General features: G+C 68.3%; 21 protein-coding genes, 1 tRNA gene and 1 other RNA gene. 12 read left to right on the plus strand and 11 right to left on the minus strand.

The window, feature by feature from the left end; translation table 11 throughout:
• Window positions 1–19: 19 nt before the first annotated feature.
• Window positions 20–3,298 carry an AfsR/SARP family transcriptional regulator gene (locus ACZ7CF_RS13230; protein ID WP_470369651.1) on the plus strand — a complete coding sequence of 1,093 codons (3,279 nt, stop codon included), beginning with the start codon at window positions 20–22 and terminating at the stop codon, window positions 3,296–3,298.
• Here ACZ7CF_RS13230 and ACZ7CF_RS13235 read toward each other — a convergent pair.
• From ACZ7CF_RS13235 to ACZ7CF_RS13265, 7 genes are all read right to left on the minus strand, one after another.
• Window positions 3,277–3,750: a uridine kinase family protein gene (locus ACZ7CF_RS13235; RefSeq protein WP_458429706.1), complete on the minus strand. Its 474-nt coding sequence runs from the start codon at window positions 3,748–3,750 to the stop codon at window positions 3,277–3,279. The genes ACZ7CF_RS13230 and ACZ7CF_RS13235 overlap by 22 nt on opposite strands.
• A 41-nt stretch (window positions 3,751–3,791) precedes the next feature.
• On the minus strand, window positions 3,792–4,400 hold the full coding sequence (gene recR / locus ACZ7CF_RS13240) for a recombination mediator RecR (RefSeq protein ID WP_458429707.1): 609 nt from the start codon (window positions 4,398–4,400) through the stop codon (window positions 3,792–3,794).
• A gap of 6 nt (window positions 4,401–4,406) precedes the next feature.
• Window positions 4,407–4,709 (minus strand): YbaB/EbfC family nucleoid-associated protein, encoded by a 303-nt coding sequence (locus ACZ7CF_RS13245; protein ID WP_360397099.1) that lies wholly within the window; start codon window positions 4,707–4,709, stop codon window positions 4,407–4,409.
• Between the two features lie 754 nt (window positions 4,710–5,463).
• Complete coding sequence (locus ACZ7CF_RS13250) at window positions 5,464–7,527, minus strand: DNA polymerase III subunit gamma and tau (protein ID WP_470369652.1); 2,064 nt, start codon at window positions 7,525–7,527, stop codon at window positions 5,464–5,466.
• 30 nt (window positions 7,528–7,557) lie between these two features.
• Window positions 7,558–7,654: signal recognition particle sRNA small type (gene ffs, locus ACZ7CF_RS13255), an RNA gene on the minus strand.
• Between the two features lie 82 nt (window positions 7,655–7,736).
• On the minus strand, window positions 7,737–8,915 hold the full coding sequence (locus tag ACZ7CF_RS13260; RefSeq protein ID WP_470369653.1) for an RNA polymerase sigma factor: 1,179 nt from the start codon (window positions 8,913–8,915) through the stop codon (window positions 7,737–7,739).
• A 7-nt stretch (window positions 8,916–8,922) separates the two neighbouring features.
• A complete protein-coding gene (locus tag ACZ7CF_RS13265) occupies window positions 8,923–9,261 on the minus strand; it encodes a YciI family protein (RefSeq protein ID WP_360396904.1) in 339 nt (112 codons plus the stop codon).
• A 142-nt stretch (window positions 9,262–9,403) separates the two neighbouring features.
• On the opposite strand from ACZ7CF_RS13265, the gene ACZ7CF_RS13270 reads away from it, so the two are divergent.
• Window positions 9,404–9,488, plus strand: a tRNA-Ser gene (locus ACZ7CF_RS13270).
• Between the two features lie 60 nt (window positions 9,489–9,548).
• The gene (locus ACZ7CF_RS13275) at window positions 9,549–10,193 is read left to right on the plus strand and encodes a GOLPH3/VPS74 family protein (RefSeq protein WP_360396905.1); all 645 of its coding nucleotides are present in this window, start codon (window positions 9,549–9,551) and stop codon (window positions 10,191–10,193) included.
• A gap of 27 nt (window positions 10,194–10,220) precedes the next feature.
• Here the strand turns inward: ACZ7CF_RS13275 and ACZ7CF_RS13280 are convergent, their stop codons facing one another.
• Complete coding sequence (locus ACZ7CF_RS13280; protein ID WP_470369654.1) at window positions 10,221–12,662, minus strand: endonuclease/exonuclease/phosphatase family protein; 2,442 nt, start codon at window positions 12,660–12,662, stop codon at window positions 10,221–10,223.
• Between the two features lie 200 nt (window positions 12,663–12,862).
• Here ACZ7CF_RS13280 and ACZ7CF_RS13285 point away from each other — a divergent pair, with 200 nt between their 5' ends.
• Together ACZ7CF_RS13285 and ACZ7CF_RS13290 are read left to right on the plus strand one after the other, a co-directional pair.
• Window positions 12,863–13,633, plus strand: coding sequence for a maleylpyruvate isomerase family mycothiol-dependent enzyme (locus ACZ7CF_RS13285; protein ID WP_470369655.1), 771 nt, complete (start codon window positions 12,863–12,865; stop codon window positions 13,631–13,633).
• A 2-nt stretch (window positions 13,634–13,635) separates the two neighbouring features.
• On the plus strand, window positions 13,636–14,403 hold the full coding sequence (locus ACZ7CF_RS13290) for a maleylpyruvate isomerase family mycothiol-dependent enzyme (RefSeq protein ID WP_470369656.1): 768 nt from the start codon (window positions 13,636–13,638) through the stop codon (window positions 14,401–14,403).
• 397 nt (window positions 14,404–14,800) lie between these two features.
• Here the strand turns inward: ACZ7CF_RS13290 and ACZ7CF_RS13295 are convergent, their stop codons facing one another.
• From ACZ7CF_RS13295 to ACZ7CF_RS13305, 3 genes are all read right to left on the minus strand, one after another.
• Complete coding sequence (locus ACZ7CF_RS13295) at window positions 14,801–17,059, minus strand: hypothetical protein (protein WP_470369657.1); 2,259 nt, start codon at window positions 17,057–17,059, stop codon at window positions 14,801–14,803.
• Between the two features lie 556 nt (window positions 17,060–17,615).
• The gene (locus ACZ7CF_RS13300) at window positions 17,616–18,401 is read right to left on the minus strand and encodes an NAD(P)-dependent oxidoreductase (RefSeq protein ID WP_470369685.1); all 786 of its coding nucleotides are present in this window, start codon (window positions 18,399–18,401) and stop codon (window positions 17,616–17,618) included.
• Window positions 18,402–18,560: 159 nt separating this feature from the next.
• Window positions 18,561–19,358, minus strand: a complete 798-nt coding sequence (locus ACZ7CF_RS13305) for a GntR family transcriptional regulator (protein WP_470369658.1) — start codon at window positions 19,356–19,358, stop codon at window positions 18,561–18,563.
• 243 nt (window positions 19,359–19,601) lie between these two features.
• Between ACZ7CF_RS13305 and ACZ7CF_RS13310 the strand changes: the two genes are divergently transcribed.
• From ACZ7CF_RS13310 to ACZ7CF_RS13340, 7 genes are all read left to right on the plus strand, one after another.
• Window positions 19,602–19,844 (plus strand): hypothetical protein, encoded by a 243-nt coding sequence (locus tag ACZ7CF_RS13310; protein ID WP_470369659.1) that lies wholly within the window; start codon window positions 19,602–19,604, stop codon window positions 19,842–19,844.
• Window positions 19,844–20,260, plus strand: a complete 417-nt coding sequence (locus ACZ7CF_RS13315) for a hypothetical protein (RefSeq protein WP_470369660.1) — start codon at window positions 19,844–19,846, stop codon at window positions 20,258–20,260. The genes ACZ7CF_RS13310 and ACZ7CF_RS13315 overlap by 1 nt, the downstream gene beginning before the upstream one ends.
• Complete coding sequence (locus tag ACZ7CF_RS13320; RefSeq protein ID WP_470369661.1) at window positions 20,260–20,736, plus strand: Pycsar system effector family protein; 477 nt, start codon at window positions 20,260–20,262, stop codon at window positions 20,734–20,736. Before ACZ7CF_RS13315 ends, ACZ7CF_RS13320 begins: the two co-directional genes overlap by 1 nt.
• Window positions 20,737–20,738: 2 nt before the next feature.
• Complete coding sequence (locus ACZ7CF_RS13325) at window positions 20,739–21,170, plus strand: RRQRL motif-containing zinc-binding protein (protein WP_470369662.1); 432 nt, start codon at window positions 20,739–20,741, stop codon at window positions 21,168–21,170.
• Complete coding sequence (locus tag ACZ7CF_RS13330) at window positions 21,170–21,565, plus strand: hypothetical protein (RefSeq protein WP_470369663.1); 396 nt, start codon at window positions 21,170–21,172, stop codon at window positions 21,563–21,565. Before ACZ7CF_RS13325 ends, ACZ7CF_RS13330 begins: the two co-directional genes overlap by 1 nt.
• Window positions 21,566–21,656: 91 nt before the next feature.
• Window positions 21,657–21,920 (plus strand): hypothetical protein, encoded by a 264-nt coding sequence (locus ACZ7CF_RS13335; RefSeq protein ID WP_470369664.1) that lies wholly within the window; start codon window positions 21,657–21,659, stop codon window positions 21,918–21,920.
• Window positions 21,917–22,201: a hypothetical protein gene (locus tag ACZ7CF_RS13340; RefSeq protein WP_470369665.1), complete on the plus strand. Its 285-nt coding sequence runs from the start codon at window positions 21,917–21,919 to the stop codon at window positions 22,199–22,201. The genes ACZ7CF_RS13335 and ACZ7CF_RS13340 overlap by 4 nt, the downstream gene beginning before the upstream one ends.
• Window positions 22,202–22,206: the final 5 nt, after the last annotated feature.

The following is a 22,206-nucleotide window of genomic DNA, read 5'->3' on the forward strand; positions in this document are numbered from 1 at the left end:
GACACGCGGAGGAGGGCGCATGAGCAGGCACGTCGAGTTCCGCGTGCTCGGCCCTCTGCAAGTGCTCGTCGACTCCGAACCTTTGCTGGTGAGAGCGGGTAGGCAGCGCGCGTTGCTGGTGTCACTGCTGCTGCGCGCCGGCACGTCGGTGTCGGTCGACGAGCTCGCCGGGAACGTGTGGGGCGACGAGCCGCCGGCCAGGGCCCGCGCGACGCTCCAGACGTACGTGATGAGGCTGCGGCAGCTGCTCGGTCCGTCCGTGCCCATTCGGACCGTGCCAGACGGATACCTGATCGACGTGGACGAGAAGACCATCGACCTGATGCGCTTCGAACCGCTGATCGAGCAGGGTGAGCAGGAGCGCGCCGCGGGGAACCTGCCGGCCGCCTCGGCCGCGTTCACCGCCGCACTGGGTCTGTGGCGGGGTCCGGCGCTGGTCGACGTGCCGTCGGAGATCCTGCACCGCGACGAGGTGCCGCGGCTGAACGAACGCCGCCTGCACGTGCTGGAACGCCGGGTCGAGGTCGACCTGGAGCTGGGCAGGCACGGCGAGCTGGTGGCGGAGCTGTCCCGGCTGACCAGCGAGCACCCGTTGCGCGAGCGGTTCTGGGCGCAGCTGATGGTGGCGCTGTACCGCTCCGGCCGGCAGAGCGAGGCGCTGGCCGCCTACCAGCGGGTGTCCCGGCTGCTCGGTGACGAGCTGGGCATCGACCCCGGTGACGAGCTGCGGCGGGTGCACGGCCAGGTGCTCTCCGGCTCGATCGACGCGGTGGCGCCCGCCGTCTCCGGTGCCGCGGTCGTGGCGGCGAAGCCCGAGCGGGTGGTGCCGTCGCAGCTGCCCGCCGACATCCCCGACTTCGTGGGCCGCGACGAGGCCGTGGCGTTGATCATCGCCCTGCTCCGGACCGCCCAGGGCGTGCCGGTCGTCACACTCGCCGGTCCGCCGGGCGTGGGCAAGACGGCGCTGGCCGTGCACGCGGCGCACCGGATGCGGTCGGACTTCCCGGACGGCCAGCTGTACGTGAACCTGCGCGGGTACGCCCCCGGTCCGCCGTTGAGCGCGGTCGACGTGCTGCCGCGGTTCCTGCGGGCGCTGGGCACCGAACCCGACCAGGTGCCGCTGGACCAGGACGAGCAGGAGGCGATGTTCCGCTCGACGCTGACCGGTCAGCGGGTGCTGCTGCTGCTCGACAACGCGTCGTCGGCCGAGCAGATCCGGCCGCTGCTGCCGGGGTCGCCGGGCTGTGCGGTGCTGGTGACCTCGCGGGACACCCTGCGCGGGCTCGCGGTGTCGCACGCGGCCTCGAACGTGCGGCTCGACGTGCTCGACTGGCCGGAGACCAGGGCGTTGCTCGCGGGCATCGTGGGCGCCGCCGAGGTGGACGCGCAGGAGGACGCGGCCGCGGAGCTGGCTGCGCTGTGCGCGCACCTGCCGCTGGCGTTGCGGATCGCGGCGGCGAACCTGGTGTCGCGGCCGGAGCTGTCGATCGCGGACTACGTCGAGGAGCTGCGCGCGGGCAACCGGCTCGCCGCGCTGGCCGTGGAGGGCGACGAGCGGGTCGCGGTGCACGCGGCGTTCGACCTCTCCTACACGGCGCTGAAGCCGGAGCTGGCGCAGATGTTCCGCCTGCTGTCGCTGGTGCCCGGTACCGACTTCACACCGGAGATGGCGGCCGCGCTGTCCGGGCTGACCCCGCAGGACGCCCGCCGCCGGCTGGACCGCCTGGCCACGGCCAACCTGATCGCGAACCACGCGCCGTCCCGCTACCAGTTCCACGACCTGCTGCGCGACTACGCGGCCGAGCGGCTGGCGTTCGAGGAGGGCAAGGTCGACGCGCGCCTGGCGTTGCGGCGGCTGGTGGACTGGGCGGTGCGGTCGGTCGACAACGCGACGGCCGCGCTCAAGTCGACGCTGTTCCGCTTCCCCCGCCCCGACCCGCTCGACGGGGTGGTGCCGCGGGCGTTCAGCACCTCGACCGAGGCGTTGAGCTGGCTCGACGTGGAACGCGGCAACCTGGTGGCGCTGGTCGCGCACGCCGTGGAACGCGACCCGGAGAACTCGCCGTGGCTGCTGGCGGACGCGTTGCGCGGCTACTTCCACACGCAGGGCCTGGCCGCGGAGTGGCGGGAGACCGCGAAGGCGGGCCTGCTGGGCGCCCGCGCACCCCGCGACGAGCTCGGCCAGCTCGCGATGCTGTCGTCGCTGGGCACGCTCTACTGGGTGACCGGCCAGCTCCGCAACGCCCTCGGCTACTACCAGCAGGCCATCGCGCTGGTGCCGCGCATCTCGCTGCCGCAGGCGGAGGCCGCGGTCCTGTCGAACGCGGGCGGCGTCTACATCGACCTCGGCGAGCTGGAGCACGCCGCCGACCACCTTGAACGCGCGCTGGTGATCACCAGGCGGGTCCAGGCAGACCAGCTGCAGGCCACCGCGTTGTTCAACCTCGGCGGCATCTACATGCAGCTCGGCCAGCTCGACCGGGCCGCAGCGAACTTCGAGGAAGCCCTCGAAGCCGGCACGCGGCTCGACTCGTGGATCACCCAGGCGCACGTCATGCGCGCGTTGGGCGAGGTGTACGCGATGCGCGGCCAAGCCGACCTCGGCGCCGACTACTTCGTGCGCGCGGGCGAGCTGTACGAACGTTCCGCGGCCCGCACGTTCGGACACACGCTGCACGAGGGCATGGCCATCACCCTGCTGATGCGCGGCCGGTACGAAGAAGCGGCGACACACGCCCGTGCGGCCATCGAGATCGCCGCTGACCTGGAGAACGTCAAGAGCTCGTGCGACGCCACGAACCTGCTGGGCCGCGCGCTCGAAGGTGCCAAGCGCTACGAGGAGGCGCTGACGCAGTTCTCGGCGGCGCTGGCGAGCGCGACCGAGACCGGTTACTCGTGGGGCATGATCCTCGCCCGCCGCGGTCTGGCCGCCGCGTACCGCGGGGTCGGCCGCTACGAGGAGGCGCTGGCGCAGGCGACCTCGGCGCTGGTGGAGGCGGGCCGGTCGCAGTTCCGCAGCGCCGAGATGGAGGTGCTGCTCGTGCTGGGCCGCATCCACCTCGACACGGGCGACGCCGCCCAGGCCCTCGAATGCGCCCTGCGCGCGTCCGCACTCGGCGAGTCGTCCGGCCACCGCTGGGTCTTCGCACGGGCGCTCGGCCTGGCCGGTGACGCGGCACTGGCGTCGGGATCCGTTGCGGCAGCGAGGAAGTACTGGGAGTCGGCGCTCGAGGTGTTCAACGCGATCGGCTCACCGGAGGCCGACGTGGTGCGCGATCAACTCGCCGTGACCACGTAATCGGCCCTGTCCCGCGTCTCGTCGACGGCGAACCAGCCGCGCTCGAACTGCTGCCACCGCCGGAAGTGCTCCCGGTGCCGCTCCCCGTCCCGCGCGACCGCGCGTTCCAGCCGGGCCTCCTCGGTGCCGTGGTCGACGAAGATCGCGGTGCTGGCGCGGTGGTTCGCCTTCCTGGCGGCGGAGAACCCCTCCAGGACCAGCACCGGTCGTGGCTCGACCTCGACCCACTCCCCCTGCTCCGGCCGCGCGAACCCCTGCGACCAGTCGGTCGTGCGGTAACGACCGGTCCTGCCCTCCGCGACCTCGTCGAGCGCCCGCACGAGCCGCGGCCACCACCTCGTGACGGGATCGTCCCAGGTGGCGAAGTGGTCGGTGCGGATGAGCTGAGCCCCGAGCTGCTCGGCGAGCCGCTCCGCGAAGGTGGACTTCCCCGCGCCGGAAGGACCATCCACCGCGATCAGCCTGGTGCTGCCCAACCGCGGTGGATGGTTCGTCACATGCTCCGGCGCCCAGATAGCGCACGCCCCAGCGTGAGCTCGTCCGCGAACTCCAGGTCGCCACCCATCGGCAACCCGCTCGCCAGCCTGGTGACCGTGAGCCCCGGGAAGTCCCGCAGCATCCGCACCAGGTAGGTGGCCGTCGCCTCACCCTCGGTGTTCGGGTCCGTGGCGATGATCACCTCGGAGATGTCGACCCCGTTGGTCGGCGTGCCGATCCGCGTGAGCAGCTGCCTGATCCGCAACTGGTCCGGCCCCACCCCGCTGAGCGGGTCGAGCGCCCCGCCGAGCACGTGGTAGCGCCCCTTGAACTCCCTGGTCCGCTCGACCGCGAGCACGTCCTTGGGTTCCTCGACCACGCACACCAGCGTCAGGTCCCGCTTCGGGTCCCGGCAGATGCGGCAGGTGGTCTCCGCACTCACGTTGCCGCAGACGTCGCAGAACACAACGCCTTCCTTCACCTTCTGCAACGCGCTCTGCAGCCGCTCGATGTCCGCGGGCTCCGTCGCGAGCAGGTGGAAGGCGATGCGCTGCGCACTCTTCGGGCCGACACCGGGCAGCCGGCCCAGCTCGTCGATGAGGTCCTGAACCGGCCCCTCGTACATCGCGACTTACCCGAGCAATCCGCCGAGGCCGCCCTGCGCGAGCGGACCGAGCTTCTGCTCCACCAACTGCTGGGCCTTCGTGTTCGCGTCCTTGATGGCGGCGATCACCAGGTCCTGCAACGTCTCGACGTCCTCGGGGTCGACGATCTTCGGGTCGATGGTGAGGTTCATGAGCTCACCGCCACCGGTGACGGTCGCGGTGACGAGGCCGTTGCCCGCGGAACCGGCGACCTCGGTTTCGGCCAGCTCCTGCTGGGCGGTGGCCATCTGCTGCTGCATGTTCTGGGCCTGCTGGAGCAGTGCCTGCATGTCGAAACCGGGTTGCACCTGCTGGTCCTCTCGGGTGGGTTGGGAGTGGGGTCCAGCGTACGGCGCGCAGCGTCGGTGGGTGGGGCTCGCCCCTCGTGGGGGTTGGGTGGGGTGGGGGCCTGGTGGGGTGGGCGGCGCGTGGAATCGGGCGGCGTGTGGGGTGGCGGCGCATGGGCGGCGTGTGAAGTGGGCGGCGCGCGGCACATGCGGTGGCCCCACGCGCGGTGAGGCGGCGGCACGCGCGGTGCGGTGCGGCGCGTGGGGCGGCGGCGCGTGCGGTGGGCGGTGCGTGCGGTGGGCGGCGCGTGCGGTGGCGGCACGTGCGGTGGGCGGTGCGTGCGGTGGCGGCACGTGCGGTGGGCGGTGCGTGCGGTGGGCGGTGCGTGCGGTGGGCGGTGCGTGCGGTGGGCGGCACGTGCGGTGGCCACGGTGCCAGCGTGGGTGCGCGGGTGGTCCAGGTGCCGGGAACGCTGGTGCGCGGTGCCGCGCGGGCCACCGCTCCCGCGGCCTACCCCCCAGCCACCACACCGGGTGCGCACGCCGGCCGCCCCCACGGGCTGTCCTCACCCACGACACCGGCTGAGCACCGCGGCCTCACCGATGCCGCCGCCCCGGCTCGACCACGAGCATCGCCCCCTCCGCGCGCTTCCACACCTGCGGGCGCCGGAGCAGGTGTGATCCGGACACCTACAAGACGAACCCAGGCGTGGATCAGGACAAGCTTCACCCGGTCGGGTGGCGCGTGCGGAACCCGTCAGGCCTTTTTCAGCGGGCGGGCGCCCAGTTCGTCGGCCAGGAGCTGGAACATCTTGGCCTCCGGGTCCAGGGCCGCGACCGGCGTTGCGTTGGGGTCGGCTGGGCGGGCGGCCTCGGCGAGCATTGCCTCTTCGTCGTACGGCTCTGGCGGGAGGGGCTCGTCGGGCTCCGGGGGTTCCGGTGGGGGTGGGACGTCGTCGACCGGTGGGCGCGGGGCCGGGCGGGACTGGGGTTCTGGCTGCGGGCGGGCCGGGGGTTGCGGCGGTGCGGACGACTGGCTCGGGCGGGTCGGGGCGGGACGGGGGGCCTTGGCCGGGCCGGAGGCCTGGGTGGTGGCGCCGGGGGTGCCGTGGATGCAGCGGACCTGCCAGGTGCCGCCGAGCACGGCGGACAGGGCTGCGGCGATGGCCTCGGTGTTGCGGGGTTCGGCCAGGCGGCGGGCCAGCGGGGCGGAGGTGTGGGCAATGGTGACGACGTTGCCGTCGACCTCGCTGACCATCGCGTTCGTCAGCATCGCCTCGGTGCTGCGGCTGCTGGAGCGGACCGCGGCCAGCAGTTCGGACCAGATGCGGCGCACGGCCGGCGCGTCCATCGCGCCGGTGCTGGGAGCGGTGGAGAGTTCCGATGGAGCAGGAACCGCCGCGGCAGCGGGAGCAGCGACAGGTTCTGGCTGAACAGCGACGGGCTGAGCGGCAACGGGCGGAGCAACCGGTTGGGCGACGGCCTGGACAACGGGCTGAGCGGGCTCGACAACGGGAGGAGCGGGCTGAGCAACCGGCGGCGCAACCGCCGCGACCGGCGCGGGTGCCGCAGGTGGAGTGGCGGCCTGCTGGGACCTGCGGGTGAACACCGGACCGCCGGCCGGAGCAGCCGACGGGTCGCCGGGACCGGCCGCGATGGCGGCGGGTGGGCGGCGTTCGAGTTGTTCGAGGCGTTGCAGGAGTGCGGCCTCGGACTGGGAGACCGAGGGCAGCAGCATGCGGGAGCAGAGCAGCTCCAGCAGCAGGCGGGGGGCGGTGGCGCCGCGCATCTCGACCAGGCCGGTGTGGACGATCTCGGCGTAACGCGTGAGTGTGGCGGGGCCGATGCGCTCGGCCTGGGACGACATGGTCGCCAGCTCGTCGGCCGGGGCGGAGACGAGGTTGCGGTCGGCCGCGTCGGGCACCGCGCAGAGCAGGACGAGGTCGCGGAGGCGGTCGAGGAGGTCGGAGGCGAAGCGGCGGGGGTCGTGGCCCGCTTCGACCAGGCTGTCGATGGTGCCGAACACCGCGGCGCCGTCGCCGGCCGCGAGGCCCTCGACCACGTCGTTGATCAGGGCCGAGTCGGTGACGCCGAGCAGGGTGAGGGCGCGGTCGTACCGCACGCCCTCGGGGCCCGCGCCGGCGAGGAGCTGGTCCATCACGGACTGGGTGTCGCGGGCTGAGCCGCCGCCCGCGCGGATCACCAGGGGGAACACCGCGGGCTCGACGGCGACGCCCTCGGCGGCGCAGTTGCGTTCGAGGAGGCTGCGCATCACGCCGGGCGGGATCAGGCGGAACGGGTAGTGGTGCGTGCGCGAGCGGATGGTCGGGAGGACCTTGTCCGGCTCGGTCGTGGCGAAGATGAAGATCAGGTGGTCCGGCGGCTCTTCGACGATCTTCAGCAGGGCGTTGAAGCCCTGCGTGGTGACCATGTGCGCCTCGTCGATGATGAAGACGCGGTACTTGGCCTCCGCCGGGGCGTAGAAGGCCTTGTCGCGCAGGTCGCGGGCGTCCTCCACACCACCGTGGGACGCGGCGTCGAGCTCGACCACGTCGACGCTGCCGGTGCCGTTCGGCGCGAGGCCGATGCACGAGTTGCACTCGCCGCACGGGTCGGGTGTCGGGCCCTTCACGCAGTTCAGCGAGCGGGCCAGGATGCGGGCCGACGAGGTCTTGCCGCAGCCGCGTGGACCGCTGAACAGGTACGCGTGGTTCACCCGGCCCGCCGACAGTGCGACACGCAGCGGATCGGTCACGTGCTCCTGGCCGACGACCTCGGAGAACGTGGCCGGACGGTACTTGCGATACAGAGCGAGCGCCACGCCGCAGACAGTACCGGGGAGCACCGACACAAAAAGGGGACCCCGTGCACCCACCAGAGCCCGCTTATCCTTGCTGCCTTCCGGCCCTGGGGAGGTTCGCGAGATGTGTGCCGCACGAGGTCCGACGCAAGTGTAACCGATCTAGTTCTTCGAACGCATGTTCGAGTTGCCCACAGGGTTGTCCCCACCTGTGGACAACCACTTCACGATCACGGTTTCTCCTCGACGGCGGTGAGCCTGCGGCGCAGGAAGTCCTGTTCGGACGCGGTGCCCGCGAGTGCGATGGCCTCGCGGTACGCCTGGGCTGCCTCCGCGGAACGGCCCAGGCGGTGCAGCAGGTCGGCGCGGGCGGCCCGGTACGGGTGGTAGTCGCGCAGCCTGGGTTCGGCGGCGAGCTCGTCGAGCAACGCGAGGCCCGCCGCGGCACCGTCGCGCATCGCGACCGCGGCGGCCCGGTTCAGCGCGACCACGGGCGACGGCGCCAGCTTCAGCAGCACGTCGTAGAGCGCGACGATCTGCGGCCAGTCCGTCGAGGCGAAGTCGGGTGCCTCGTCGTGCAGCGCGTTGATCGCGGCCTGCACGCCGTACGGGCCGTGGCCGCCGGTCAGCGCCTGCTCGGCCAGCGCGCTGCCCTCGTCGACCATGTCGCGGTCCCAGAGGGAGCGGTCCTGGTCCTCCAGCAGCTCGGCGCGCGCGTCCCGGCGGGCGTGGACCAGCAGCATCAACGCCAGCAGGCCCGTCACCTCGCGGTCGGGCAGCAGGCCGCGCAGGATCCGCGCGAGCCGGACCGCCTCCGCCGCGAGGTCGGCGCGCTGGGCGGCGTAGCCCTCGGTGAAGATCGAGTAGACGGCCTGCAGCACGCCGGGCAGGCGTTCCGGGAGCTCGTGCGGGTCGGGGACGCGGAACGGGATGCGCGCCTCCCTGATCTTCTTCTTCGCGCGCACGATCCGCTGCTGCATCGTCGTCACGGGCACGAGGTACGCCCGCGCGACCTCCGGCGTCGTGAAGCCGGCGAGGCACCGCAGGACGAGCGCCCCGCGGTCCTCCTCCGCCAGCGCCGGGTGCGCGCACGTGAAGAACAGCTCCAGCCGCTCGTCCGGCAGCGCGTCGCCCTTCGGCGGGTCCGCGCGGTCGACCTCCACCTGCAGCAGCGCGAGCCGGGCGGCGTGCACCCGGTCGCGCCGCAGCCGGTCGACGGCCTTGCGGCGCGCGGTCGTGAGCAACCACGCGCCGGGCCGGTCCGGCACCCCGTCGACCGGCCAGTGCCGCAGCGCCGCCTCGATCGCGTCGGAGGTGACCTCCTCGGCGAGGTCGAGGTCGCCGAAGCGCTTGACCAGGGTGGCGAGCAGCCGGCCGCGTTCCTCCCGGAACACCTGCTCGACGTTCATCGAGAACTCAGAGGTCGAACTCGGCGATCGGCCGCACGACGACGGCGCCGCCGTCACGCGAGCCGGGGCACTTGGCCGCCCACTCCAGTGCCGCGTCGAGGTCGGGCACGTCGATGACGTTGTAGCCGCCCAGGACCTCGCGGGTCTCGGCGAACGGCCCGTCGGTGACGCTGCGCCGGCCGTCCGGTCCGACCTGGACGGTGGTCGCGGTGACGAGGTCGGCCAGCGAGTGCCCGGAGACCAGGACGCCCGCGTCCTTCATCTCCTTCTCGTAGGCGATCCAGTCCTCGACGGTGCAGTTGGCCTCCTGGTCGGCGGCGGCGTGGATCAACAGCATGTACTTCACGGAAGTCCTCCTCGGTCCGGGTCTACGGGATCACGACGAGCGGGCACCCGCCAGATCGACACGGCCTCGGAAGATTTTTCGGCGAGGTGGTCGAGACCCCCCGTTTTGGGCCGTGGGACACCCGTCCGGTAAGGTTCTCCACGGAGGATTCGCATAGCGGCCTAGTGCGCACGACTGGAAATCGTGTTGGGTTCACCCCCTCACGGGTTCAAATCCCGTATCCTCCGCTCTCTTCGCAGAAGGGCGCCGAACCTCACCGTTCGGCGCCCTTCTCGCGTTACGGTGGCATGGTGCTGCACGAAGAGCTGATGCTGCTGTTCATCAACCGGCAGAACGGGAAGTTGCACGTCGACTCGGCGTCGGCGGACAACGCGCTCGCCGGTGCCGTGCTCATCGAGCTGGTGAGCTCGGGGCGGGTCGCGTTCGAACCGACCGGCAAGAAGCTCCAGGTCGTCGACCCGGCGCCGCTGGCGGACCCGTTGCTGCGGGAGTCGGTCGCGCGGATCGACAAGCCGATGTCACCGCGGAAGGCGGTGGAGCGGCTGCGGAAACGCGTGCGCGACAACGTGCTCGCGGACCTGGAGGCCCGTGGCGCCGTGCGGGTGGACGCGCGCAGGGTGCTCGGGATCTTTCCCGGCAGGAGTTACGTGATCACGGACGAGCGCGCGGACGACGAGGTGCGCAAGGCAGTCGGCGAGGTCGTGCACGGGTACCGCGGAGCGGATGCGCGCACGGGGTCGTTGATCACGCTGCTGCACGCGGCGAACGCGGTGCACCGGGTGTTCGAGGGCGACAAGCGCGAGCTGAAGCGGCGGGCCGGGGAGATCGCAGCCGGCAACTGGGCCGGTGACGCCGTGCGCAAGGCCATCCAGGCGATCCAGGCCGGTGTCGCGGCCGCAACGGCCGCTGCCGCCGCCGCGTCAGCTGGATGACGCGGCGACGGCAGCAGGTGGAGCGGGTTACTTCTTGAGGCAGTCGATGACGTCCTCGAGCGTGAACACGATCCGGTCGACGCTCGCGTCACCCGTGGACGGGCGGAGGCGGACGATCTGCGGGTCGTGGTCGCTCGCCTGGTCGGCGAACTCGGCGTTGACGTGGACCACGTCGTAGCTGAAGCGCGTGATGTTCTTGCTCATCACGAGGTGGTCGAGCGTCTGCGAGTTGCCCTCGAAGACGTAGCTGTACCGCTCGTTCACGGGCAGCGTCTCGATCAGCGCCTTGAGGTTCCCGTCACCGGTCAGCGCCTTCAGCGCGGGCGAGAACTGGTAGTCGTTCAGGTCGCCCGCGAGGATCACGTTGGCGCCCTTGTCGATCGCGCGGATCTGCTCGGTGAACGCCTTGAGCGACGCCGCCTGCTTGCCGCGCTGCACCTCGGAGGTGCGGTTCGGCGGCTGGTTGCGACCGTGGACGGCCTCATCACCGCCCTTGGAGTTGAAGTGGTTCGCGACGACGAAGACCGTGCGGCCGCGGAACTTGAACTCGCCGGCGAGCGGCTTGCGGCTGCTGGCCCACGCGTCGTTCAGCGGGTCGATCCGGCCCGGTGACACGGAAAGCGCGGCACGGCCGTTCTTCTTCACGACCTGGACGGGCGTCTTGAAGTCGCCGCCGGGACGGTCCACGAAGGACACCCGCTGCGGGTTGAAGAAGAAGCCGACGCGGATGTTGCCGCCGGGCTCGCCGCCGTCCTTGAGGTTCTCCGGGTCGATCTGGCGCCACTGGTAGCGCGGGCCGCCCTTGGCGACGATCGCGTCGGAGAACTTCTGCAGCGTCTGGTCCGCGGCCACGACACCGTCGTTGGTCGCGCCGTTGTTGTCCTGGATCTCCTCCAGGACAACGACGTCCGGGCTGCGCAGGTTGGTGGTCACGCCGTCGGCGAGCCGGTCGAACTTCTCCTGCGGGTCGGACGGGTCGAGGTTCTCGACGTTGTAGGTCGCGACCGAGAGCTCGGACTCCTTCTGCTGCGCGGTGATCTCGCGCTGCAGGTTGGACGAGACGTGCTGGCCGAGGGTCAGCGCCGCCAGCGTGTAGCCGCCGAAGTTGGTGTACTCGACGGCACCGACGGTCGCGCCGGCGAACACGTCACCGACGTTCGCGGCGGGCAGCTGACCGGCGGTCTTGATCTTCAGGCGGCCGCTGTTCTGCTGGTCGTACGCGGTGTAGGTGGTGCCACCGCGCTGGTTGCGGTTCTGGTCGGGGTTGACCGTCACCCAGACCTCGCCGAAGGAGTTGCTCGGGCCGACGACGCGGGCGTCGTTCACCTGCACCAGCGTGCCTTCGAGCGACTCGAGGTAGTCGAGGCCGTACTTCTCCGGCTCCAGCGGGAGCTGCTCGATGCTGCCGCCGGGGGCGGGCAGGTAGCCGGCCGGGATGTTCTGCACGACGACCGGTGCCGGGACCGCGTTGCCCTTGGACAGCGTGGTCGTGGTCGGAGCGGTGATCTCGGTGAGGGTCTGGTTCGAGCCCGTCTCCCCGCCCGGCCGGTACTCGGCGATCGTGCCGCTGACCAGCACCTCGTCGCCCACCGCGACGGTCGGCGCGGAGCCTGCCGTGTAGACGAACACGCCCTCGCTGGTGCGCGGGTCGGCGTCCGGGGTCTTGGTGTCCTGGATCCAGAAGCCGCGGTCACCCGTGGCGCGCGTGCCGGTGACGACGCCGGGGACGTTCGTGACCTTCTGGCCGACGAGCGGCGAGATGCGCGTGACGCCCTGGATGTCGTGGATGCGCTTGTCGCCGGGCGTGGGGTCCGGGTCTGGGCCGGGACCGGGGTCGCCGCCGCCTGGGGTCTCGCCCTTGGAGTTGGTCGGGGTGGGGGCACCGACGGTGAAGTCGGCGGAGTTGTCGTCGGTGTCGGGCAGGCCGGTCTTGCGGGCCGCCGAGGTGGTGTTGCTCAGCGCACCGGTCGCGGTGCCCTCGCGCACGACGGCGGTGCCGTAGCCGACGAGGTCCTTCACACGCGGCTCCGCGGCGCAGTCGGCGGCGGTCTTGCAGGTCAGCGGCGTGGTGCCGGAGACGAGCGCGATGGCACCGCCGGTGGCGCTCATGGCGAGGGTGCCGGTGGCGTCGGGGGTGGGCAGCTCGACCGTGCCGCCGGTGCCCTTGGCCTGGGCGACCAGGAAGGTCTTGCCGGCGGCGATGCTGCCGGTCAGCGGGGTGACGCCCCACTGCGTGGAGGCGCCGGGGCTCGCCGAGATGTACTGGACGCTGAAGCCGTCCAGGCCGACGGGGGCCGTGCCCTTGTTCGCGAGCTCGACGAAGTCCTGCGTGAGGGTGGCGCCGGAGTTGCCGCCGCCCCCGTAGACCTCGGAGATCAGCGCATCGGAGCTGGGTGCGGCAACGGCGGGGACGGCGGCGAACACGAGCGCCACCACCGCTGTCCCGACACCGGGCAGGGTGGGTCTCAAAACTTCCTCCAGGGGATGCGGCGGACCGCCGCATCCTTCCTCGATCGAGTGGTGTTTGGAAGCTGTTGTCACTAACGGTTAACCAGTTGGCCCAGCAATGATCACTCGAACAAGTGTTCGATCATGGTGTATGCTCGTTTTCGGAACGCCGGCCGGTGGGCCCCTCCCAGGCACCGGCCGGCGTCCCTATGTTCACAGGTGTGGGGATTCCGAGCTACGAGCGCCGCTGCGCCGAGATCATCAACCAGACCGCACTGCTGACCGCTGCCCTCGAAGGCGCTGACCTGCGCGTTCCCGTCCCGTCGATCCCGGACTGGACGCTGAACCAACTCCTGCGCCACCTCGGCCACGCCCACCGCTGGGCCGACGTCATGCTCAGGGAGAGGCTGCCGGAGATCGACTTCTCCCGCAACGGCGCCCACCACCTGTCCTCGTACGTGGGTGAACAGACCTCGGTGCTGATCCCGTGGCTGCGGGAGGGAGCCGCCTCGCTGGCCGAGGTGCTGCGCTCCGTCGACCCCGACGAGATGATCGCGCCGGTCGAGGGCCACCCCGGCCCCCGCGTGTGGTCGCGGCGGATGACCCACGAGACCGCGGTGCACCGGTGGGACGCGCTGAACGCGCTGGGCCTGCCGTTCGACCTCGACCCCGAGATCGCCCAGGACACGCTGCGCGAGTGGACCGGTCTCGCGGTCCCCTACGCGTTCACGCGGTGGCCGGAGGAGACGGCGGCCCTGGTGGGGACCGGCACCGTGCACCTGCACGCGACGGACGCCGAGGCCGAGTTCGTGATCGACCTCACGGGTGCGGCGCCGGTGGTGCGGGAGGGCCACGAGAAGGCGGACGTGGCGGTGCGCGGCCCGGTCGTGGACCTGGTGCTGGCGATGTACCGGCGGCGCCCGGTGGAGGGGCTGGAGGTGTTCGGCGACCGCGCGCTGCTCGACCTGCTGGTGCGGGGCGTACGTTTCTGACCGTGGGGTCCCTGAGCTACGACGAGCGCCTGGCCACGATCGTCTCCGAAACGTCGCTGCTGGTGTCCGCGGTGGACGGCGCCGACCTGTCGGCGCCGGTGCCGTCGTGCCCCGGTTGGACGGTCAACCAGCTGCTGCGCCACCTCGGGTACGCGCACCGCTGGGTCGCGGAGATGGTCGAGCGGCGCGTCCAGGAGACCGACCGGTCGTTCAGCAAGGCGCACTCGGTGTCCGGCTACGCCGGGGAGACGACCGCGGAGCTCGGCCCGTGGCTGCTCGAAGGCGCCCAGCTGCTGGCCGACCGGATGTCCGGGGTGCGGGTCGACGAGCCGATCGCGGTGATGGCCGGGATGGCGGGGCCGCGGTTCTGGGGACGGCGGATGGCGCACGAGACCGTCGTGCACCGGTTCGACGCGTGCCAGGCGCTCGGGCTGCCGTTCGAGGTCGGCGAGCGGGTGACCTGCGACGCGCTGTGGGAGTGGATGACGACGCTGCTGCCGTTCGTTTTCACCATTCGGCCGGAGGCGTCCGCACTGCTCGGGTCCGGGGTGCTGCGCTTCACGGCGACCGGCGCGGAGGAGTGGCTGGTCGACCTGCGCGGTGAGGCGCCCGTGGCGCTCCGGCACGGGGAGGTGGCGGCTGACGCGTCGCTGAGCGGGCCGGCGTTCGAGGTGGTGCTGGCGCTGTACCAGCGGCGGCCGGTCGACGGTTTCGAGGTGACCGGCGACGCCGCACTGCTGGAGAAGTTCCTCGCCGCGGTGAGGTTCTGAGCCATGGTGGGGGTCTGGGGGCTTGCCCCCAGGGCGGGGTGTGGGGGCTCCGCCCCCACAAAACACCCGCCAAAGCAAGAAGGCGAGCGCTCGTCGTGAGCACTCGCCTTCCAGCTTTGGCGGTGGCGGTGGGATTTGAACCCACGGAGGCTTTCACCTCACACGCTTTCGAGGTCTGCGAGTGACCGATCACCGAGGATCATCGGCGATGTTTCACCTGCTCAACGATGCACGGCACACCTCGGCGTGCACCGCCGACTACGGGCGAATGCCACCACGATTGCAACCGTAGTGCACCGCGCTGCCGGCGGGTGGACGTAGACCAGCATCGGAGCAATTAGCCACAGTACTTCTACAAGGTGCCGACTACGGTGGCGACACCTTACGCACGTGTGCGCTATTTCTTCGGTCGACTAACCACAGCCAACACCGCACTAGTCTTCACAAGGGCCGCGTGCAGATTGGATAGTGCTTCCTCGAATTCAGGGCCACGAAGGGCGGAGTAGCTAACCCCATACGAGCTCAGTTCATCGAGATTGAGCCGATACATCGGCCCATCTCGTGTGATTAGCTCCAGCTCAATCAAACCGCTGAGAACGGCATTGGTCAGGATGTTGCGACCAACAACCATCCGCTCAAGCATCTCCCAATACACACTAGGAGCCGCCTTAGCCGCTTTGCCACCAGCCTTCTTGAACGAGGTCAAAATACGTCGGGAATCAATAAGAACCTGATAAGCGCTCGCCCTGCTGATGAATTTTTCAACCCCACCAAGCTTTGCGGCGTACGGCTTCCATTGATGCCAAGAATCATTCCACATAGCCCGCAAGCAGCTGTGCGGGTAAGCGGCAACCTTTAGATTCTGGGCATGTCGTACCGTCTCGGCAATCATAGCAACTGAGCCGATTGCGTTGTCATGTCCGCCAACTGCAGAAAACTTGGTCGCCCGCAAATCGATTTCGTTTGCAGCAATTATTACGGCAGGACCAACTTCAATTTCATCACCAACTCGCGAGGTCAGAACAACGCCAAAGTCAGAAAACACAACAGTACGCGATATGGGACTAGAAAGTTCGAGCACGCCCGACGCGTCTTCGATAGAGAAGTAAAGCGAGTAATACTTGCTCGCCGCCGATACATCGGCCTCAGGCTCGACAGCATACTCACTCAAAATCAAATAGGCATCAGTTTCTGAATGCCCATACGATGCCCAGCATGGGTTCGAAGTCCCGCTTGCGAACGACTTGATCAGGTCGTCCACCTGCCCCTCCGAAGCTACTCCCATGCTGACTACCTCACCGTTGGCCTCACCCGCGAATGGAGCTGCGATCTTCCCCGTACGGTGATACATCTCCGAACTAAGCGCAAAGACAAAATGTGCAAAGAAGGGTCCCGAAGGCGGGCTTGCACTCAGCAGGCTCGGGACGGATTGTCCGTGTGCGGCGACGATGGGCGAAGTGGCGATGAACGCACGGATGTAATCACTAAACACCACGTTAGCGAAGCGTCCATTTACCAAGAATGGATGCTCTCGAACAAAAATGGAGATTTGCTCTTCGTAGATCGCGCGATCCTCCATAAGAAGAGACGCGGGAGCCACCACTTCAATGTTCGACGTTGTGATCAGTCGCAAAACCCGCAGTGCTTGTTCCTCGCGCCCGTAAAGGGTCTCCAAGCAAGACTCTGCTGCTGGAATCGACTTTACGAGCTGCTTGCGCACCTTACCGGCTTCGCGATCCAGGATTCGTTCAACTACCTCGCGCAATAGGGCGCCCTGGGCTGAGCGATCTGCAGGCGCCGCTACGTGAATTGACCGGTTTGAGCGCTCAGCCTCGGGATTATCTACTACCAGGAACTCTGCAAGCACCAGAAGAACAGGCGGATAACCCAGAAAATCTTCGCTCAGCTGCCAGTCCATAACGCCGTTGCTGGGGGGGTTTCCTAGGGCTGTCGCAATTTCGGTGAATGCCTGGTCACGCAGCCGAGCGAACGGCTTCGGATACTTCCGGTGCACAGTGTACAGCGTGCCGTCGGGAAGCTCTTTATCATCAAGAGTAAGGGCGATCAGTTCGCCGCTTTGCTCCCAAGTAAGCGGGGTGATGTGCGCAATCTTAGCGGCGATACCCTCATCTTCGAACGCAAGAAAGGCGGTCTCGATTGAATCATGCCGCCCTAGGATTACCACTTGCCGAGCAGGCGCCGCGCCCTTGATGAGCGACGCCAGATCTTTCAAGAAGGCTAGGAAGTGGACATGCCCCGCAAGGAGATACGCCTCATCCAGACCGTCCATCACGAGCGCTCGTTCACCGTTTCGCAGCTGCTTGATATAGATCGGCGCTTGATCCCATCCAAGCAAGTTGGCAAGCAGGCCGGTCATACCGTCACCGCCTACAGGCTGCTCGGCGAGATCAACCAACGGAGCGTTCAGGCGGTGAGCAATGGCCTCTGCCGCCACTGTCTTTCCGCCGGCCCCTGGTGCCGCGATCAGAAGGACCGAGCACTCAGGAGTTTGATCCGAAGCGAGACAAGGCCATACATAGTTTTTTGGCATGTCGACGCCGACCCGGAAGCGCGTATCCGGGTCGAAGACCAGCTCATCGCCCCTATACATCGGAAGGGTATCGATCAACCGTTCAAGGAAGACTCGCGCAGTCACCCACAAACTGTAGCGGATGTCACTTCCCACGGCGATGCCGCACCTAGCAGCATGGCGGGGAGGACCTAACACCGCCGCTCGAAGGCTGTGACCGAAGGGACTCAGTTAGTCACTCACTCACGTAGGCAGACCGTCCACTATGGACGACTTCTCAGCGGGACTCCTCGGGGCAGCAACACAACCAGCGTTGCGCGACGGCGCGGTCTAAGTCCGTCTCCAGGGCCACACCGCGAGTGATCGGCGACCATCGATCGACCGAAGTAGCTCCATGACGACGAGGCTGTAGCCGGGGGGACCAATCCAGGACCAGAGTCGCCAGCGCCTCCCCCACCCTCTCAAAGTCCGTAACTGCCGTAACTGCCGTAACCATGCAGGTCAGAAGGTTACGGATAGCCCGCCCTATCCGTAACCGCCGTGCCCCGATCCGTAGACGGTTACGGATGCCCAGACCTATCCGTAACCGCCTGACCAGGGAGGTTACGGCAGTTACGGCAGTTACGGACCTGAGAAAAACGGGTCCCCCACCCTAGACCAATCCCCCTCGGCTACAGCCGCCCTAGAGGTAGGCCACGTTCGATGGCGTGCCGCCTGATAGGAAGGTTGCGATTTGCTCTGCTGCTACCTGGTAGCAAAGTCGACTGGTGCCAGGAACGGTACGAGCAGCGTGCGGGCTGACAATTACTCCAGCGCAGCCCCAAATTGGATGCTCGGAAGGCAATGGCTCAGGATCGGTCACGTCAAGAGCCGCACGGAGACGGCCGCTCTGTAGTTCGAGGACTAGCGCGTCCGTGTCAACGACTTGACCACGACCGGCGTTCACGAGTAATGCACCGTCGTCCATAGCAGCAAGGAACTTGGCATCCACAAGGCCCGCTGTCGCTTCGGTTAGCGGTGTTGTAACAACCACGACAGCGTGCCCCGGAATAAGGTGTGGCAATTCCTCGGGACCGTGTACACCGTTTCGTGCAGAGCTAGCAATTAGCGTCGACTCGGCATCAAAAGCATCAAGCTTTCGTGCAACCGCCATTCCGATGCTTCCCGCTCCAACAATGAGCACACGCCTACCAGCCAGCGTATCAGCGTCGAACCTGCGGTGCGCCCATGTGCGCTGGTCCTGAAACCTCACCAGCGCAGGCCATTGGCGGAACTGCGTCAAAATTGCCGACAGCACCCACTCAGAAACCGGTCCGGCGTGCGCACCGCGCGCACTAGCCACTGTGACATGCTTTGGCACATGAGGCCTCCACTCGTCTACGCCTGCCGAGAGCAGCTGCACCATCCGCAGTGCTGGCAGCGCCCCAACCAAACCGAGAGGTCGGTGACTCCCCCGATACGGCGGCATGAGCAGTTGAACCGAACGCTGCAAATCGTCTATAGCCAGACTATTAGGATCGTATCCAACGAGCTCTAGGTTCGGAACAGCACTCAGATACTCGTAACCATCTCTGTCGTCTTGCTCGTTACTTACGAGGATTCTGGACACAGCCACGGATCACTCCCCTCAACCCTGATCCGCCACTTGTGCAATCAGCTCACGCGCTTGCGCTTGCAGCGGCACGCCGGACGCACTGTTGTCGATGACCTTATGCGGCACAGGCGGTCGGAAGTCGACGTCAATTACGTCTAGATAGTCGGCCCAGTTCTCGATCTTCGACGCATCCCGAGCCGCGCCGCGGTGTCGAATATAGCTGTGCATAGTGGCGGGGTCACAATAAACCCACACAACCGTCATTGTGGCGTTCATGTCAGCACAGCTAGCCGCAATGCGATTAAGCCACGCCGTATCTTTAAACTCTTTGATGAACGGTGCCGTGACGATTGCACTGCTCCCGCATTGGACATTCTCGGTCATAGCATTGATGAGCGCCTCGTACTCCCGAGGACGCACCTGCGACAGATAGGTCTCCGACTCCCGATCATTCGGCGAGAGACCAAGGATTTCAAGCGCAGCCTCAACTACAGGGCGGGTCAGCGTGTCCTTGTCCAGCATTGGCCAGCCGGTGGCGCGGGCGAGAATTCTACCCAGCTCGGTTTTTCCGCTGCCCGCATACCCCCCAATAAGAAGGACGTGTGGCGCCGCCGTTCGCATCTCGGTGCGGTACACCTGGTCAGGCGCGTTCACGACACGACCGGAACGCTCCTTACTGACAACCAATCCCTCGTCTATCAGCAGCTCCATCGCCTTATTGATCGTGAAGACGCTGACACCCCACTCCTTCCCCAGAGCGCGCGTGGATGGCAGCGCTTGCCCGTCGCGCAGCAGACCAGCGGCGATCTGATTGCGGATGTTGCGCGCCACCTGCTGGTAACCAGCCTCGGCTCGCGCGACGCGAGGACCCTCGCCCGACATGCAACCTCCGACCGCCTCGACTGCTGTTAGGTCGCACCATACCAGCAACCAAACAGCACGCCGACCGGCGTTTGTGCAGGTAGCGGGCCTTTTCTGGGCGAGTCTTACCAAACAGTTGACCTGCTCACATAACAACTGTTAGCGTCCTCATTGTCGCTAGATGTGGCGGCGACCACATGGGAGGAAACACCGATGCGGACCACGGGTGACCAGGGCAAATACTGCCCGGACGGGCTGGACGAAGCGTCGATTGACCTGCTGATTGCGGAGGTGGACGCGGAGCTGGAAGACATGCCGGCGCCGACGTCGCGGTTGCTGGACGGTGTGGCCGCGGTCCGTTGGGAGCGCCGGGAGGTGAACCGGGTGACCGGTCAGACCGTGCGGGTCCTGCGGGTCCAGGCGGCGTCCGTTCCGCGCGGGACGGAGGCCGCGTGATGAACGTGCTTGCTGAACTGGCCAAACTGGCGGCACGCATCCTGGAAGTGCACTCGGACGCGCCCGAGGTGTGTTCGGTGCGGCTGTCTGACGGCATCGTGCCGATGGTCGAGTTGCAGACATACTCGCCGCACATCGTCGGCACGGTGAGCGCCATCGTCGAGTGGTGCCACGCGTTGGACGGCTCGATCACGGTGGCGATGGGCAAGACGTTCGTCCAGTTCGCCGTGACCGCGTCTGTGGCGGGCAGTGACGCTGAAGTCCGCGTGTGGGACCACGCCGACACCGACAGCGCGCGTGCCTTGCTGGCGCCGCTAGGCGTCGACCTCAACGAGGGCCTGCACTACCTCTCCCCCGAAGAACTGCACCTCGCGACGTCGCGGTACGCCGCGTCCTACGGGACGGAGGCCGCGTGATGAGCGAGACCGACGACCAGGTGGTTGCGCGGATCGACAAGGCGCAGGCGGATGTGGCTGACCAGTTGAGGCGCGCGGACACCAAGGCGGCCACGCTGCTGCCGCTGTTCGGCGGGTTCCTCGCGGGTGTGGTCGCGCTGACGACGCGCAGCCTCCCGGTCGCGGCTGAGGTGGTGCTGTGGCTGGCCGCGGCTCCGATGGCGTTCAGCGTGCTGCTGCTGCTGTCCGCGGTGCGGCCGAGGCTGACCCAGGTCGCCCCGCACGGCTTCCTGCACTTCGCGGGCTACGTGGAGCGGCCGTCTGAGCTGCTGGAGCAGTTCGCGGACGAGACGTCGCCGACCGTGCTCGCGGTGGACGTGTGCCACTTGTCGGCGATCGCCAAGGCCAAGTACGCCAACGTGCGCCGCGCCGTGGACTTGCTGATGGTCGGTCTGCTGCTGCTGGGTGTCGCGCTGACGGTCACGGCGGTGGTGTAGCCGTGGCGGGCAAGACGTTCCCGTGGGTGTTCACGTCGGTGGTGTGGGCGCAGGGTCCGCAGTGGACGCGTGGCACGCACGACGGTCTGCCGTTGCTGTCGTACTGCTGCGCGCCGCGGGACAAGCTGGCCACCTACCGCCAGTTGCGGGCGATGGGCCTGCGTCCCAACGGGTCTGACCCGGTGGCGGTGCTGTACGGGCGGCACAACGGGTCGGGCACGACGTGGTTCGCGTCGCTGTACCTGATCGCGAACGCCGCGCCGGTGCGGCCGATGACGCCGGCGAAGTGGACCGCGTTGGCCAAGGCCAACCTCGCGCGGCGCATCTGCTGCCACTGTGGCAAGGACCCGCTGTACGTGGTCCCGACCAGCACCCGTCTGTGCTGGAAGTGCTTTGAAGCCAACGAGAACACCGAGATGACGGAGGCCGCGTGATGTCCACGTACCTGCAGCTCACCAGTCACTACGTCGAGAACCGCGGCAACCAGGTGGTCGTGTTCGACCCGTCGATCACCGCGAGGTTCGGTGACGGCACCACCGTGCAGTTCCCGCTGCCGTTCATGCGGATCGGCAACGGTCTCGCCCTGGTCCCGCGCATCAAGGGTGCCGACGTCGGCGTGAGCGTGCAGATCGACTTCAGCCAGTGGTCTCCGGCTCGCATCGCCAACGGCAAGACGCAGGTCCTGCCGGTCGGATTGTCGGACCAGGCGCTGGCCGTGCGGCTGTGCCAGGAGTTCCACACCGACCCCGACACCACGTGGGACGACCCGAGCGACAAGACCGCGGCCTGGGTGACGACCTGGTTGCAGGTCAACAGGCCCAACGCCTAGCCACGCCCGGACCGGCGGCCGACTCCGGCCAGAAGACACCGCCGGTCCGGTCCTGACACCCAAGCGATCATCAGACCGAAGGGCCACACCAGTGTCCACCACCACCATTCCCGAACCCACCACCGACCTGTCGCACCTGTCGAGCATCCTGCTGGGCTGGGCGGCGCTCGCCCCCGGCATGCACGCCTCCCACGACGCGGTATCCGACTGGTTCGAGCTGGCCGTGACGCTGCTCAAGCCGATCACCACCGACGTGGCGCACCCCGAGCACACCAAGGCCTGCGAGCTGGCCGCGGAGTTCTCCCACGACGCCCTCGCGCTGCGCAGCATCGGTGAGACGGAGGGCCAGCGATGAACGCCCTGCCCTTCCCCGTGCTCACGGTCGGCGCGCTGCTGGCCCTCACCGCAGTGGTGCTGCTGTGGAAGCTGCTGATCACCGCCGCCGGCATCGGCCTCGGACTGTGGCTGTTCGCCACCGCCACCGCAGACACCCCGGCCGTGCAGTTCCTGGTGTTCGCCGCCGCTGGCCTGGTCGTGGCCACCGCACTGCGGCACCTGTCCCCGCCCCACAGTCCGGTCCTGTCCGGGCACTCGATCCGTTCCCGTGCGCACGCTGCTGAGGAGGGTGTTCGATGACCGCG

The organism is Lentzea sp. NPDC036955, assembly GCF_055608005.1.